Genomic DNA, 14329 nt, shown 5'->3' on the forward strand with positions numbered 1-14329 from the left:
GGTATCGACCCGTGATGGCCACGGCCGCCGTGACCGCCGTCCTCGTGACCCTGACGCCGGCGTCCACCGCCTCCGCAGCCGACCCCTGGGACCCCTACGGCGAGGGGCTGTCCAACACCGTCGCCGACCTCGACTACCCGGTCTTCGTCAACGGCGACCAGGCCGTCCCCGACACCGGCCTGGACATCGACCCCTCGACGTCCTACCTGCGGGAGGTCTTCGACGCCGACGTGGCCGAGGGCGCCGGTTCCCGGCCCGGGCAGGACTTCTGGGTCGACGAGATGCTGTCCCGGGACGGGGCGCCGCCGGACGAGCCCGGCGGGCTGTCGTTCAACACCAGCCAGCCGGAGAACATCAACTACGACAACAACGCGGTGCTCTTCTCCCGCGGTCGTGCGCTGTACATGGAGGACTCGACCGCCGGCCTGGGCTTCCAGGGCGACGTCGCCTACATCGAGAGCCTGGGCAACCGCTCCGCCTACACCCTCACCCTCACCCTCACCGTCGGCGGCCAGACCGTCACCCTGACCGAGGACACCGCGAAGCGGCACAACACCCCCAGCTACTGGTCCGGTGAGTTCACCGGGTCCGGGCTGCGCGTGGTGCAGGCCAAGTTCATCGATGCCGAGAACGTCCTGGCCGAGTGGGTCTCGATCAGCACGACCGACGGCAGCACCAGGGACGTCACGCTGACCGCGGCCTCGCCCTTCACCGACCGGGCCGAGGGCGACGAGCTGCGCGGCAGCGTCACCACCCCGCACAACGTCACCCGGGTCGAGACCCGACTGTCCGGCGACGGGTTCACCGCCTCGGGCAACCAGCTCACGCGCACCGTCCAGGCCGGCTCCACCGGCACCGACGTCAAGGTGCAGATGGGCTTCCTGACCACCGAGATCCCCGCGGCCGGGCAAGCCTACGACCGGATCCGCGCCGCCGCCCCGCAGGCCGCGTACGCCGCGCAGACGACGTCGTACAACGAGTGGTGGGTGGAGAACGTCCCCTACCTGGAGACGCCGTCCCCCGAGCTGGACAAGTCCGCCTTCTACCGGTGGTGGCTGCTGCGCACCAACTACCTGGACGCGAACGTCTCCGGCAACGACTTCCAGTTCCCGACCGCCATCGAGGGCGTCTTCGGGCAGGCCTACAACAACGCCATCGTGCTCACCACGGGCATGTTCGTCGACGACCTCAAGTACTTCCGCGACCCGGCGTCCTCCTACGGCTCGTGGCTGTCGGCAGGTGAGGTCGCCCGGCACCAGGCCTTCATCGACAACCCGGGCAACCCGGTCAACTGGAACGCCAACTACTCCAACTACATCGCCGAGTCCGCCTGGGAGAGCTACCAGGTGCACGGCGGTGACAGCTCGATCGCCGAGCAGATCGCCGACTACGCCCGCGACGACGTCACCGGGCAGCTCGCCCGCTTCGACAGCAACGACAACGGTCTGATCGAGTACACCAGCCCGGCCTGGCCCGGCAACGACACCGACGCGGTGTCCTTCTCCTGGCGCGGCCCCGACCCGTGGCACTCGACCGCGATGGACCGCCCCGAGAGCGCCTACGTCTACGCCGGCGCCATGTCCGCCGCCGAGGCCTACGAGCTCGCCGGCGACACCGCCGCGGCCGCCGAGATGCGGGCCCAGGCCGAGCAGATCAAGGCCTCCGTGCTCGACGTCCTCTGGGAGGACCAGCGGACCACGCCGGACGAGGCGGGCCTGTTCGGCAACCTGGTCAAGGCCTCCTACGCGGCCAGCGACTACGGCGCCGTCGCCGGGGAGCAGATCCCGTGGAAGGAGGTGAACATGTACTACCCGTACACCGTCGGCCTGATGCCGCAGCCCGGTGACGCGGACTTCGACCCCAAGTACCTGGAGTCCTTCCGGCTCTTCGTCGACGAGGCCCAGTACTCGCCGTTCCCCTTCTACACGGCCAACCAGGTCGACGCGCAGGCGCGAGCCGAGCGCGACCCCGGCCGGGTCTACTCGAACAACTTCTCGACCATCAACTCCACGGTCATGTTCCGGCTGCTGTCCTCGACGATCCGGGACTACCCCAACCACTACCTGACCTCGGAGTACTACAAGAACCTCCTCTACTGGAACGCCTGGGCCTCCTACGAGGAGGGGGACGTCACCCGGCAGAACGAGAACGAGTTCTGGGCGCACGGTTCCACCGAGGACGGCGGGTCGATCCAGTACCGCTCGTGGATCCACCAGACCCAGCTCGGGACGACCAACTTCACCCTGATCGAGGACGCGATGGGCCTGCAGACGCGGGCCGACGACCTGATCGAGGTGTCCCCCATCGACATCGACTGGGACCACTTCGCGGCGAACAACATCCGGTACCACGACCAGGACCTGAGCATCGTCTGGGACGCCCCCGGCGGCGAGGACCACTACGAAGCCGCACCGGAGGGCTACTCCGTCTACCTCGACGGGGAGCTGGCGTTCACGCTGGACTCCCTCCAGCCGGCCGTCTACGACCCCTCGACCGGTGAGGTGACCACCGAGGCCGGCGTCACGACCTCGACCACCAGCACCCTCGCCAGTGCCGACGACGTGCGGTTCGACTCCGACGACCGGGTCGTGGACCTGATGGCCCTCGCCGGTGTCGACATCGACCCCGCGACCTCCGAGGCGCCCGACCTGGCCACCGGCCGGCCCGTCACGGCCTCCTACTCCGCCGGGGGCAACACCCCCAGCGGCAAGCCACTGGCCCCCGCCGGTGCGGTCGACGGCTCCACGGTCAACGAGCCCTTCTGGGGCACGGCCGGCTCGCCCGACGAGTCCGACTGGATCCAGATCGACCTCGGTGAGCCCACCGCCGTCGACGAGGCGCAGGTGCACTTCTACCGCTCGTCGTCCTCGACCACCGTCCCGGGCTACGCGGCCCCCAGCCGCTACGCCGTGCAGTACCAGGACGCCACCGGCGCCTGGGTCTCGGTGGCGAACCAGGCACGCACGCCGGTCACCCCGCAGGGGAACCTGAACACGGTCAACTTCGAGGAGGTCACCGCCCAGCAGTTCCGGGTCCTGGCGTACCACGCCCCGGGTGCCCGCACCGGTGTGAAGGAGGTGCGGCTGCGCGACACCGGTGCCGAGTACACGCCGGCGACCAACGCCGCACCGGTCGTGAGCTTGGACCGCGACGCCGCCGAGGGCTCCCCGCGGGTGCGCTTCACCGGCAACGTCACCGACGACGGGCTGCCCTCGGGCGCGCTCACCTCGTCGTGGACCGTGGTGAGCACGCCCTCCGACGACGCCCGGGTCTCCAACACCAACCCGACCAGCCCCAGCACGGTGCTGACGTTCTCGGAGAAGGGCGACTACCGCCTGGAGTTCACCGCCACGGACGGGGAGTCCACCACCACGGTGCCGGTCTCGGTCACCGTCAGCGGCGACCTGCCCCCCGGCCCGGACATCAGCGGGACGTCGCAGGCCACCGCGAGCCACACGGCGGCGTGGAACCGGCTGGCGGCCCTGGCCGACGGCCGGGTCGTCTCGGCCACCGACCCGGCACAGACCGAGCTCTGGGGCACCTACCGTGACGGGGCCCGCCCCGCACAGGACACGGTGACCCAGACCTGGGCCTCCCCGCAGCGGGTGTCCGGCGTCTCGGCCTGGTTCTGGAACGACACCGCACCGGGCACCGGTACCGGTGTCGCCCTGCCGCAGAGCTGGCGGGTCGAGCACCTGGCCGCCGACGGGTCCTGGCGGCCCGTGGACGCGACCACGTACCCGACGTCCCCCCGGGGACAGGAGAGCCGGGTCGGCTTCACCCCCGTGGAGACGACGGCCCTGCGCGTGGTGTTCACCGCGAGCCCGGGCAACGGCAACAACGCCGCGATCGCCCTGTCCGAGCTGGACGTGTTCACCACGGCCGTCGACGAGGTGGAGCCCATCGCCCTGCGGACCGCCGCGGGGACGCCGGCCACCCTGCCGGCGACCGCCGTGGCCGTGTACGCCGACGGTCGGCGGGTCACCGTGCCCGTCGACTGGGAGGCCGTCGACGCCTCCCGGTACTCGGTGCCCGGCCAGCTGGTCGTGAACGGCACCCTCGCCGGGTCCGCCACGGCCGTGACGGCCACCGTCAGCGTCGGTGCCAGCTCCAACGACATCGCGTCGCTGCAGCCGGCCACCGCGCGGACGTACGTGGGTTCGGCCCCCGACCTGCCGCGCACCGTCGTGGCGGTCTTCGCCGGGGGCAGCGGGGCCCAGGAGAGCCGTCCCGTGGTCTGGGACGCCGTCGACGCCGCGCGCTACGCCCAGGAGGGCACCTTCGACATCGCGGGCACCGTGGCCGGCACCGCCGTCCGGGCGCTGGTCACCGTGACCGTCGAGCAGAACCCGGACGGTGTCGCACCCGCGGCACCCGAGGGGCTGCGGGCCGACGTCGCCGGCACCGACGTGACGGTCTCCTGGACCGCCCCCGCGGCGGACTCCGGCGTCACCTCCCACGAGGTCGTGCTGACCTCGCTGGCCGGCGGCACCCCCGTCGTCCGGACGGTGCCCGCCGACGCCCGCCAGGTGGTCTTCACCGGCACCGCGGTCGGTGAGTACACGGTCGCGCTGCGGGCCCAGGGCGAGAAGCTCTTCTCGCCGGTGGTCTCGGCCCCGGTGGGCGTCGTGGCCCGGCCGGGTGCCCCGGTGGCGACGGTCGCGCCGGCCGCCGCCGACGGAGCGGCCGGGTGGTACGTCACCGCCCCGACCGTGCAGGTCCGTCCCTCGGCCGGTGCCCTGGCCGGCACCGCCGCGCCCGCCGCCGCCTACACGGCCCCGTGGAACACCCTCGCGGCCCTGGCCGACGGCCGGGTGTCCTACACCGGCGCGACCAACCCGGTCTGGGGCACCTGGTCCCCCGACCGACCGGCCAGCCGGACCGTGGAGTACCGCTGGGCGACCCCCAAGGTGCTCACCGGCTCGACGGCGCACTTCTGGAGCGACACGACGGCGGCCTCCCCCGGTGACGGGGTCGGCCTGCCCGCCGGCTGGTCCCTGCAGCAGCTGGACGCCGCCGGCCAGTGGGTCGATGTCGAGGGGGCCTCGGCCTACCCGGTCGCGGCCGGCCAGCCCAACACGGTCGCGTTCCCAGCGGTGACCACGACCGGGCTGCGGATGGTCCTGCAGGCACGCGGCAACGGCACCTCATTCGCCGGTCTCGCCCTGAGCGAGTGGACCGTCGAGGGCTGGGACGCCGGGACCCGGGTGCAGCAGCTGCGCGAGGGAACCTGGACCGCCGTCACCGACGGCGCCGTCACCCTCGACGGCGCACCGGGCCCGCAGGAGCTGCGGACCCGCTCCGTCGCCTCCTCCGGGCTGGTCTCGGAGGAGACCACGACGACGGTGCAGGTCGACCGGGTCGCCCCGGTGTCCTCGGCCAGCACGAACCCGGCCGGCGGCTCCGTCCCCGAGGGCACGACGGTCACGGTGACGTTCGCCGCGACCGACGCCGGCTCCGGGGTGGACCGGGTGGAGTACTCCACCGACGCCGGGACGACGTGGCAGCCGGCCACGGCGGCCGGGGTCGGCTTCACCGCCGTCGGCCCGCACGTGGTCCAGTACCGGGCCGTCGACACGGCTGGGAACGTCGAGGCGGCCAAGCAGGTCACCGTGACCGTGACGGCGCCGCAGAGCGCTGCCGCGACGGTCGCGATCACCTCGGCGGACCAGCCCAGCGACGCCGGGTGGTACCAGCAGGACGTGCTCGTGCGGCTGACGCCGCCGGTCGCCGGCCAGCGGGTGCAGTACCAGGTGAACGGTGGGGCCTGGCGGACGGTGACCTCCTCGATCACCGTCAGCAGGAACGGCACGACGGTCATCGGCCACCGGGTACTGAGCTCCAACGTCGTCGTCGCCGGATCGGAGGCCGAGACCGTGGTCAAGCTGGACAAGGTGGCGCCGACGGCCGCGGTCACGCGGACGCCGACCAGCGGCACCATCACCCCGCGCAACCCGCTCTCGGCGGTCTTCGCCGCGACGGACGCGCAGTCCGGGGTCACCCGGGTCGAGTACCGGGTCAACCAGGGTGACTGGCAGGCCGCGACGGCCGACCCGGTCGTCTTCGACCGGGTCGGGGACTTCGTGGTCACCTACCGGGCCACCGACGCCGCGGGGAACACCTCCACGGCGAAGGCCTTCACCCTCACGGTGAAGGAGGACGTCCCGACCCGGGTCACGACCAGCTCCAGCCGGGTCGCCCCCGGGGCGGCGGTCACGCTGAGCCTGACCGGGCACGCCCGCTGGGACGACGTGGCGGTGACCGTCGGCGGCGTCGAGGTCGCCCAGGTCCTCACCGACGTGAACGGTGCGGCCCGGGTGACCGTGCGGGTGCCCGCGACCGCTCCCGACGGGGCCACGACCGTGGTCACGACGGGGACGACCACCACCGCCCAGGTGGTGATCACCGTCCGGCGCTGACCCGGCGCCCCCGACCGGGGCGACGAGGAGACACCTGCTGCAGCCCCTGGCCGACACCGGCCAGGGGCTGTGGCGTTCCTGGGGGCTGTGACGTTCCCGGGGGCTGTGGCGTTCCCGGGGTCAGCCGACGGGCACCCCGGCCAACCCCGCCGCCAGGCCCAGGACCGCACACACCCCGAGCGTCGTCAGCACTGACGTCCGGACCCGGAACAGCAGCACGGCGGCGACGACGACCAGCGCGACGGCCAGCGGCCGCAGGGTCGACAGGTCGGGCACCTCGAGCGCCACCGGCCCCCAGGAGGTCTCGCTGCTCTCCCGGAACAGGGTGTGCACCGCGAAGTAGACGCCCAGGTTCGCGATCACCCCGACGACGGCGGCGGTGATGCCGGTGAGCGCCGCGGACAGACTGCGGTTGCCGCGCAGCCGCTCCATGTAGGGGGCACCGAGCAGCACGAAGAGGAAGCTCGGCACGAACGTCACCCAGGTGACCAGGAGGGAGGCCAGCACCGCGGCCACCCAGGGGTCCAGGTCGCCCGGGGACCGGTAGGCGCCCAGGAACGCCACGAACTGCACCACCATGATCAGCGGCCCGGGCGTGGACTCCGCCAGCGCCAGGCCGCGGACCATCTCCCCCGGTCCGAGCCAGCCGTAGACCGACACCGCCTGCTGCGCCACGTAGGCCAGCACCGCGTACGCGCCGCCGAAGGTGACCACCGCGGCCCCGGAGAAGAAGAGGCCCTGGTCGGTGAGGGTGCTGCCCGCCCCGGTGAACGCCGCGACCAGGGCGATCGGCACGCCCCAGGCGACGAGGCCGACGACCAGCACCCGCAGCGTGCGCCGCCACGAGGGCGCCTCGGTGTGCAGCACGTCGTCGGACACCACCGGTGGCGGCCCGTCGTCGACCTGGGCGGCCTTGGGGCGCTCGGCGAGCAACGCGGGCCGGAACCGCCCCATCGCCCACCCGACGGCACCGGCCAGGCCGACCACCACCGGGAAGGGCACCGCCAGGAGCGTCAGCGCCAGGAAGGCGCCGACGGCGACCGCCACCAGCGCCGGGCTGGTCAGCGCCCGCTTGCCGACCCGGGTGACGGCCTGGGCGACGACGGCGAGCACCGCCGGTGCGAGCCCGGCGAACACGGCCAGCACGGCCACCGTGGTGCCGAAGGCGACGTAGACCGCCGACAGCCCCAGCAGGGCCAGCAGGCCCGGCAGCACGAAGAGGCCACCGGCCACCAGCCCGCCGCGGGTGCCGTGCAGCAGCCAGCCCACGTAGGTCGCCAGCTGCTGCGCCTCGGGGCCGGGCAGCAGCATGCAGTAGTTCATCGCGTGCAGGAACCGCCGCTGACCGATCCAGCGCTTGTCCTCCACCAGGCTGCGCTGCATCACCGCGATCTGCCCGGCCGGCCCGCCGAAGGTCTGCAGGGAGATGGCGGCCCAGGCCCGGACGGCGGTCCGGAAGGGCACCACCTGCCCGACCGGGTCGGGCGTGCGGTCGTCGACGTCGTCCATGGGGTCCCCCGTCACGTGGTCAGGCCGGCTCGTGGCCCGCGGAGCAGCCGCTGGTGGTGGAAGGCGTACAGGCCGTCGAGGACCGCATCGGTGACGGCGAGGGTGGCGGGGTCGGTGCCGGTCATCGTCAACCCGCGGACGACGGCGTCCAGTCCGGGGGCCTCAGGGGCGTCGAAGAGGTCGTCGTCGAGGTCGGCGACGTGCACGACCTCGGCGATCCGCCACAGCACCGGGTCGTGCAGCTGGTGCAGCCGCAGCAGGGTCTCGAAGGTGCAGTCCCGCCCGCGGTGGCCGATGCCGACGCCGGGGACGTCGAAGAGCACCAGGTCCGCCGGCAGGCTCGCCGGGTCCGACCAGTCGTCGAGGAAGACGAACTCGGCCGCGGGGTCGATGTGCCGGCGGACCAGCCAGGCACAGGCCGCCCGGTCCACGTGCACCCCGGCCCGGGTCGCCCACCTCACGGGGCACCCCCCGCGGGCGCGGTGGCCCCTCCCGCGGGCGCGGCGGCCTCGTCGGCCAGGGTCTCCGCCAGGTCGGCCAGCGCCCGCTCCGCGGCGTCCCGGCCGGGCGGTGCGGTGAAGTCCCGCCGGGTGACGGCGCGCAGCTCGCGGCGCAGCCGGCGCAGCTCGCGGACCCGCTCGTCCCGGCCCCCTGCCCACGTCAGCGCGGCGCGGGCGGCGGCGGCCAGCTCGGCGTACTCGGCCTCCCGGGCGGCGCCCATCTCGGCCAGCAGCGTGCGCTCGTGGTCCGCGGTGACGGCCCGGGCGACCCAGACCCCGGCCCGGCCCCCGCCGGCGACGACGTCGGCGGCCAGCCACTCGAACTCCTCACGGGTGCGGGGGTCGGCCGGCAGCGCGACCACGCCGTCCCCGAGGGCGGCCACCCCCAGCCTGCGCAGCCGCCGCCACAGCGTGGTGCGCGGTCCGGAGGGCTCGCGGGGCAGCCGGTGGCTGAGCACGACCCACTCACGGGTCGGGACGTCGTCGGGCACGGCGGGATGCAACCACGGTTGCATCGCCGACGTCCAGTTCGCTGGGGCTGGGCTCAGCCCAGGGTGGACTCGCGCAGCACCAGCCGGGTCGGCAGCCGCTGCACGCCCGCGCGCGGAGTGCCTTGGACCGCCTCCAGCAGCGCCCGCGCGGCGGTCTGGCCGACGGCCTCCAGGTCGGGGTCGATGCTGGTCAGCGGCGGGCGCGACCCGGTGGTCATCGCCTCCCAGTTGTCGTACCCGACGACGGCGACGTCCTGCGGGATGCGCAGACCCCGGTCGCGCAGGGCGTCGGTGACGCCGCGGGCGATGGCGTCGCTGCCGCAGAAGACCGCGTCGACCTCCCCGGCACGCAGCACCATGTCGGTGGCGACGCGGCCCCACTGCTCGGTCCAGTCGCCCAGCAGCGGCCCGGGAGGGACCAGCTGCAGCCCCTGGGCGGTGAGGGTGCGCTCGACGGCGGCCGCGCGGCGGCGGGTCGCGGCGAAGTCCACCGGGCCGGTGACGTGGGCGATCCGGCGGCGGCCCAGGGCCAGCAGGTGCTCCACCGCGGTCGCCGCCCCGGCGTCCTCGTCGGGGACCACGGAGAAGTCGGCCGGGTCGGTGGAGGCGCCGTAGGCGTAGACCACCGGGACCCCGATGTCACCCAGCGAGGGCTGGTCGTCGGTGGTGGAGGCCAGCGTGATCAGCCCGTCGATGCCGTGCTCGAGCAGGGTGTGCAGGTGGTGCCGCTTGCGGATGTCGTCCCCACGGGAGTCGCACAGCAGCACGGACATGCCCTCCGCGCCGACCGCGTCGCCGGCACCCAGCAGGACCGGGGTGCTGAACCGACCGACGCTGTCGCTGGTGAGCATCCCGACCGTGCGGGAGTACCCGCTGCGCAGCCGCCGGGCGTTCCCGTTGGGCCGGTAGCCCATCTCCGCGGCCAGTGCCCGCAGGCGGTCCCGGGTGGCCATGCTGACGTCGTTGCTGGACCCCAGGGCCTTCGACACGGTCCCGACCGACACCCCTGCGGCCTGGGCGACGTCGCTGAGCCGGACGCTCACCGGCGCCGTCGGGCCGGGGGGTGGGCGGGGCGGTGGTCCCGGCCGCCGGCGGTGCGTGCGGCGCCGTCAGCGACCGGGGACATGGTCCCGCCAGGTGTGGGCCGGCACCCAGCCCAGCACCCGCCGCGCCTTCTCGGTGCTCATCAGGGCGGTGTGCTGACCCAGCTCGCAGTGCACGGGGACACCGGGGAACTCCAGGGCAGCGAGCTCCGCGGTGGGCCGGCTCATCACGGTGTCGCCGTTGGCGATGACGAACACGTCGGCGCCGCGGTCGGGGTGCCGCAGCCCGGCCGAGATCGCGCGGGCGGCGTCCCGGGCGTCGATGTAGCTCCAGCCGTTCCAGCGGCGCAGCGCCGCGTCGGCGTCGAAGGAGGGGAAGGCCGCGTAGTCCTCGACGGCCATCACGTTGGACAGCCGCAGCCCGACCAACTTCATCTCCGGGCACCACCGGGCGAACTGCCGGGCCATCTCCTCCTCGAGGGTCTTGGACAGCGAGTACGAGGTGGTGGGGGTCGGCCCGGTCTCCTCGTCCAGCGGGAACGAGGGCGGCGGCACGTCCAGCGGCAGCCCCAGGACGGTCTCGCTGGAGGCCCACACGACCTCGGTGATGCCCACCCGGCGCGCGGCGGCGAAGACGTTGTAGGTCGTCGTGATGTTGGTGGCGAACAGGGTGGCGTCGGGCAGCAGCCCGGGCGCGGGGATCGCCGCCAGGTGCACGACGGCGTCCGGGCGCTCCCAGCGGTCGTCGATCCCGGACAGCACCTCCAGCGCCTGGCCGGGGTCGGTCAGGTCCGCCCGGGTCCACGGGACGTCGGGCCGGTGCGGGGCCACCAGGTCCACGACGACGACCCGGTGGCCCTCGGCGAGCAGGTGGTCCACCGTGGCCCGTCCGAGCTTGCCGCTGCCGCCGGTGACCAGCACCAGCGACGACGGTCGGGTCCCCCCGGCCGAGGCGTCGTCGCCAGCCCCGGCCGGGGTGGTCTCGTCGACGTCCGCGGTCCCGTCGAGGGACGCGGGGGTCGGACCGGGCGCGGCCGACACCAGCACCGGTCGCACCGCGCCCGGGTTCTCTGCGCCCGGGGTCTCCGCGCCCGGGGTCTCCGGGACCGTCCGTCGTCGGCTCAGCGACTGGGCCGCCTCGTTGGGTGACCACCCGAGCACCTCGATCGCGGCCAGCACCCGGGCGCGGGTGCTGGCCCGGACCGGACCGGAGGCGTTGATGACCCGGGAGACCGTCTGGTAGGACACCCCGGCCTCCCGGGCGACGTCGGTGATCACGGGGAGGTCACCGTGCTGCGCGGCGGTCACCGGGTCAGCCCAGACGCAGGCCGGAGGCCGGGTCGAAGAGGTGCACCTGGCGGGGGTCGACGTCCAGGTGCAACGTCTGTCCCGCCCGGGGCACGCCGCGACCGGGCACCCGGACGACGAAGGGGGTCTTCTGGTCGGTGGCGTGCTGGGGGCGCCCGTAGACGAAGGCGTCCGCGCCGATCTCCTCGACCACGTCGATCTCGACGGCCAGCCCGGTGGGTGCGTCGGCGGGCCAGACGGCCTCCGGGCGCATGCCCAGCAGGACCTCACCGGAGGCCTGCACACCGGCGGGCAGCGGGATCGGCAGACCGCCGACGACGACCTCACCGCCCTCGACCCGGGCGGGGAGCAGGTTCATCGCCGGGGAGCCGATGAAGCCCGCGACGAAGGCGTTGTCCGGGTGGTCGTAGAGCTCGCGGGCGGTGCCGACCTGCTGCAGGACGCCGTCCTTGAGCACGGCGACCCGGTCGCCCATCGTCATCGCCTCCACCTGGTCGTGGGTGACGTAGACGGTGGTGACCCCCAGGCGGCGCTGCAGCGAGGCGATCTGGGTGCGGGTCTGCACGCGCAGCTTGGCGTCCAGGTTGGACAGCGGCTCGTCCATCAGGAAGACCTGGGGGTTGCGGACGATGGCCCGGCCCATCGCGACCCGCTGCCTCTGACCACCGGACAGCGCCTTGGGCTTGCGGTCCAGGTACTCGGTGAGGTCGAGGATCTCAGCGGCGTCGGCGACCCGCCGGGAGATCTCGGCCTTGTCCATCCCGGCGATCTTCAGCGCGAAGCCCATGTTCTGCCCGACGGTCATGTGCGGGTAGAGGGCGTAGTTCTGGAAGACCATCGCGATGTCGCGGTCCTTGGGCGGCAGGTCGGTGACGTCCCTGCCCCCGATCAGGATGCTGCCCTCGGTGACGTCCTCCAGGCCGGCCAGCATGCGCAGCGAGGTGGACTTCCCGCAGCCCGACGGGCCGACGAGCACCAGGAACTCGCCGTCGGCGATCTCCAGGTCCAGCCCGTCGACGGCCGGGCGGTCCGACCCGGGGTAGCGCTGGGTCGTCTGGGCGAAGGTCACTGCGGCCATGTCAGGCCTCCTGGGGGGTCGTGGTGGCGGGAGCGGTGGTGGAGGCCGCGGGCAGGAAGACGCGCATGGTCGTGGGACCGCGCTCGGCCCAGTCCGCGTAGGGGGCCAGGCGGACCGGCTGCGTCGGGGTCGACGCGGCGGGCGCCGGCTCCCCGGGCGTCCCGTAGGGCCAGGCGGCGTCGGCGTGCGGCCGCAGCCAGCCCTGCACCTGGACCTCGCCGTCGACCTCCACCGGGGGCTGGGAGGTGTCCACGACGAGCTCGTCGACGTGCACCCGGCCCGGCAGGTCGACGGACTCCACGCAGAGGACCTGCGGCCCGCGCTCGACGGCCACGGTGCCCCGGACGGCGTCGATCCGGCCGTCGGCCACGGTGAACCGCGGGGCGACCGGCAGGTCGAGGCGGACGACGTCCCCGGCGGCGAACACCCGGGTGACCGCAGCCGACCCCGGCGCCACCGGGGAGGTGGTGCCGCCGTCGGACAGCGTCGCGCCCACGGCCCAGGACGGCACCCGCAGGGTGAGCGTCACCGGGGTGCCCGGGGCCTCGTCGACGACGACCTCGACCCGACCGCTGCGCGGGTAGTCGGTGACCACCCGGACGGCCATGCGCCGGTCACCGGGCAGGTCGGCGGTGAGGGTGGCCGGGGCGTACTGGTGGACCTGCACGCCCTCGTCGTCGGTGGTGGCCAGCAGGGTCTGCAGGCTGGCGAAGGTGCGGGCCACGTTGGTCGGGCAGCAGGACACCGCGAACCAGGGGGCACGCAGCGAGGAGGCCGCGCGGGGCACCGCCTGGTCGGGGTCCGGGACGGTGCCCAGGACCCGCTGGTGCAGCGTGTTCGTGTAGAAGAACGCGGTGCCCGAGGCCGAGGGACCGGCGTCCACGACGTTGTAGAGGGTGCGCTCGATCAGGTCGGCGTAGCGGGGGTCGCCCTGGGCCAGCAGCAGGCGCCAGGCCAGCTGGACCGAGCCGATGCCTGCGCACGTCTCGGAGTACGCCCGGTCCGGGGGAAGCACGAAGTCCTCGCCGAACGCCTCGTCCTGGTGCCGGGAGCCCATGCCACCGGTCAGGTAGGTGCGGCGGGCGACGGTCGCGTCCCACTGCCGCACGACGGCGGCCAGCAGCTCGTCGTCACCGGTCTCGACGGCGAGGTCGACGGCACCCGAGGAGAGGTAGGTGGCGCGCACGGCGTGCCCGCGCAGCACCTCGGCGTCCCGGATCGGCTCATCGTCCTGGAAGTAGGAGCGACCGAACTCGATCTCGGAGAGCACCTGGTGGCCGCGGCGTTCCAGGAAGAGCCGGGCCTGCTCCAGGTAGCGACGCTCACCGGTGACCCGGTAGAGCTCCACCAGCGCCGGCTCGATCTCCGGGTGCCCGCAGACCGACTCGATGCCGCCGGGTCCGAAGACGTCGCACACCAGGTCGGCGGCGCGGGTGCACACCTGCAGCAGCAGGTCCGGGCCGGCCGTCCGGGCCCGGGCGACACCGGCCTGGAACAGGTGGCCCAGGCAGTAGAGCTCGTGGCCCCACTCCAGGTCGGTCCACCGGTCGGGGGTGCCCGGGCGCCCGAAGGCGGTGCTGAGGTACCCGTCGGGGGCCTGCGCGGCCGCGACCCGGGCGACGATCGCCTGCAGTCGCGCGTCGAGCTCGGCGTCACCGGTGCGGCCGTGCTCCCAGGCCATCGCCTCGAGGAGCTTGTAGGTCTCGCTGTCGGCGAACTCGCGGCCGGCCCGGTCGGCGCCGGAGGCACCGGCGGCGGTGGCGTCGAAGTTGCCCAGCCAGCCCTCGCGCTCGAGCCAGTGCTCGACGTGGGCCAGCGTGGCATCCGCGTTGACGTCCTGCCGCCGGCCCCAGGGGCCGCCGGTCACCGCGACCTGGTCCAGGCGCAACGGCTGCAGCGTGCCGCGGGAGGGGGCCACCGGTCCGCGGGCGGACGGCGTCCGGACGACGTCGTCCGATGTGGTCGTGGAAGTGAGGGTCAC

Annotated in this window: 8 protein-coding genes; 1 reads left to right on the forward strand and 7 read right to left on the reverse strand. The window is 73.9% G+C overall.

Annotated features, from left to right (window positions below):
- Positions 1-14: 14 nt before the first annotated feature.
- Positions 15-6419 (forward strand): Ig-like domain-containing protein, encoded by a 6405-nt coding sequence (locus ASG41_RS13720; RefSeq protein WP_056295668.1) that lies wholly within the window; start codon positions 15-17, stop codon positions 6417-6419.
- Between the two features lie 120 nt (positions 6420-6539).
- On the opposite strand, the gene chrA is transcribed toward ASG41_RS13720, so the two are convergent.
- From chrA to ASG41_RS13755, 7 genes are all read right to left on the reverse strand, one after another.
- The gene (chrA, locus tag ASG41_RS13725) at positions 6540-7943 is read right to left on the reverse strand and encodes a chromate efflux transporter (RefSeq protein ID WP_235564791.1); all 1404 of its coding nucleotides are present in this window, start codon (positions 7941-7943) and stop codon (positions 6540-6542) included.
- Positions 7940-8389 carry a chromate resistance protein ChrB domain-containing protein gene (locus tag ASG41_RS13730; protein ID WP_056295676.1) on the reverse strand — a complete coding sequence of 150 codons (450 nt, stop codon included), beginning with the start codon at positions 8387-8389 and terminating at the stop codon, positions 7940-7942. The genes chrA and ASG41_RS13730 overlap by 4 nt, the downstream gene beginning before the upstream one ends.
- Entirely contained in the window at positions 8386-8919 is a 534-nt protein-coding gene (locus ASG41_RS13735) for a Chromate resistance protein ChrB (RefSeq protein ID WP_200938888.1), read from the reverse strand. The genes ASG41_RS13730 and ASG41_RS13735 overlap by 4 nt, the downstream gene beginning before the upstream one ends.
- A 53-nt stretch (positions 8920-8972) precedes the next feature.
- Entirely contained in the window at positions 8973-9962 is a 990-nt protein-coding gene (locus ASG41_RS13740) for a LacI family DNA-binding transcriptional regulator (protein ID WP_056295681.1), read from the reverse strand.
- A gap of 66 nt (positions 9963-10028) precedes the next feature.
- A complete protein-coding gene (locus ASG41_RS13745; RefSeq protein WP_082556921.1) occupies positions 10029-11270 on the reverse strand; it encodes an NAD-dependent epimerase/dehydratase family protein in 1242 nt (413 codons plus the stop codon).
- A gap of 4 nt (positions 11271-11274) precedes the next feature.
- Positions 11275-12348 carry an ABC transporter ATP-binding protein gene (locus tag ASG41_RS13750; RefSeq protein WP_056295684.1) on the reverse strand — a complete coding sequence of 358 codons (1074 nt, stop codon included), beginning with the start codon at positions 12346-12348 and terminating at the stop codon, positions 11275-11277.
- 1 nt (position 12349) lies between these two features.
- Positions 12350-14329: a glycoside hydrolase family 127 protein gene (locus ASG41_RS13755; protein WP_056295687.1), complete on the reverse strand. Its 1980-nt coding sequence runs from the start codon at positions 14327-14329 to the stop codon at positions 12350-12352.

It is taken from the genome of Modestobacter sp. Leaf380 (genome assembly GCF_001424485.1).
Taxonomy (GTDB): Bacteria; Actinomycetota; Actinomycetes; order Mycobacteriales; family Geodermatophilaceae; genus Klenkia.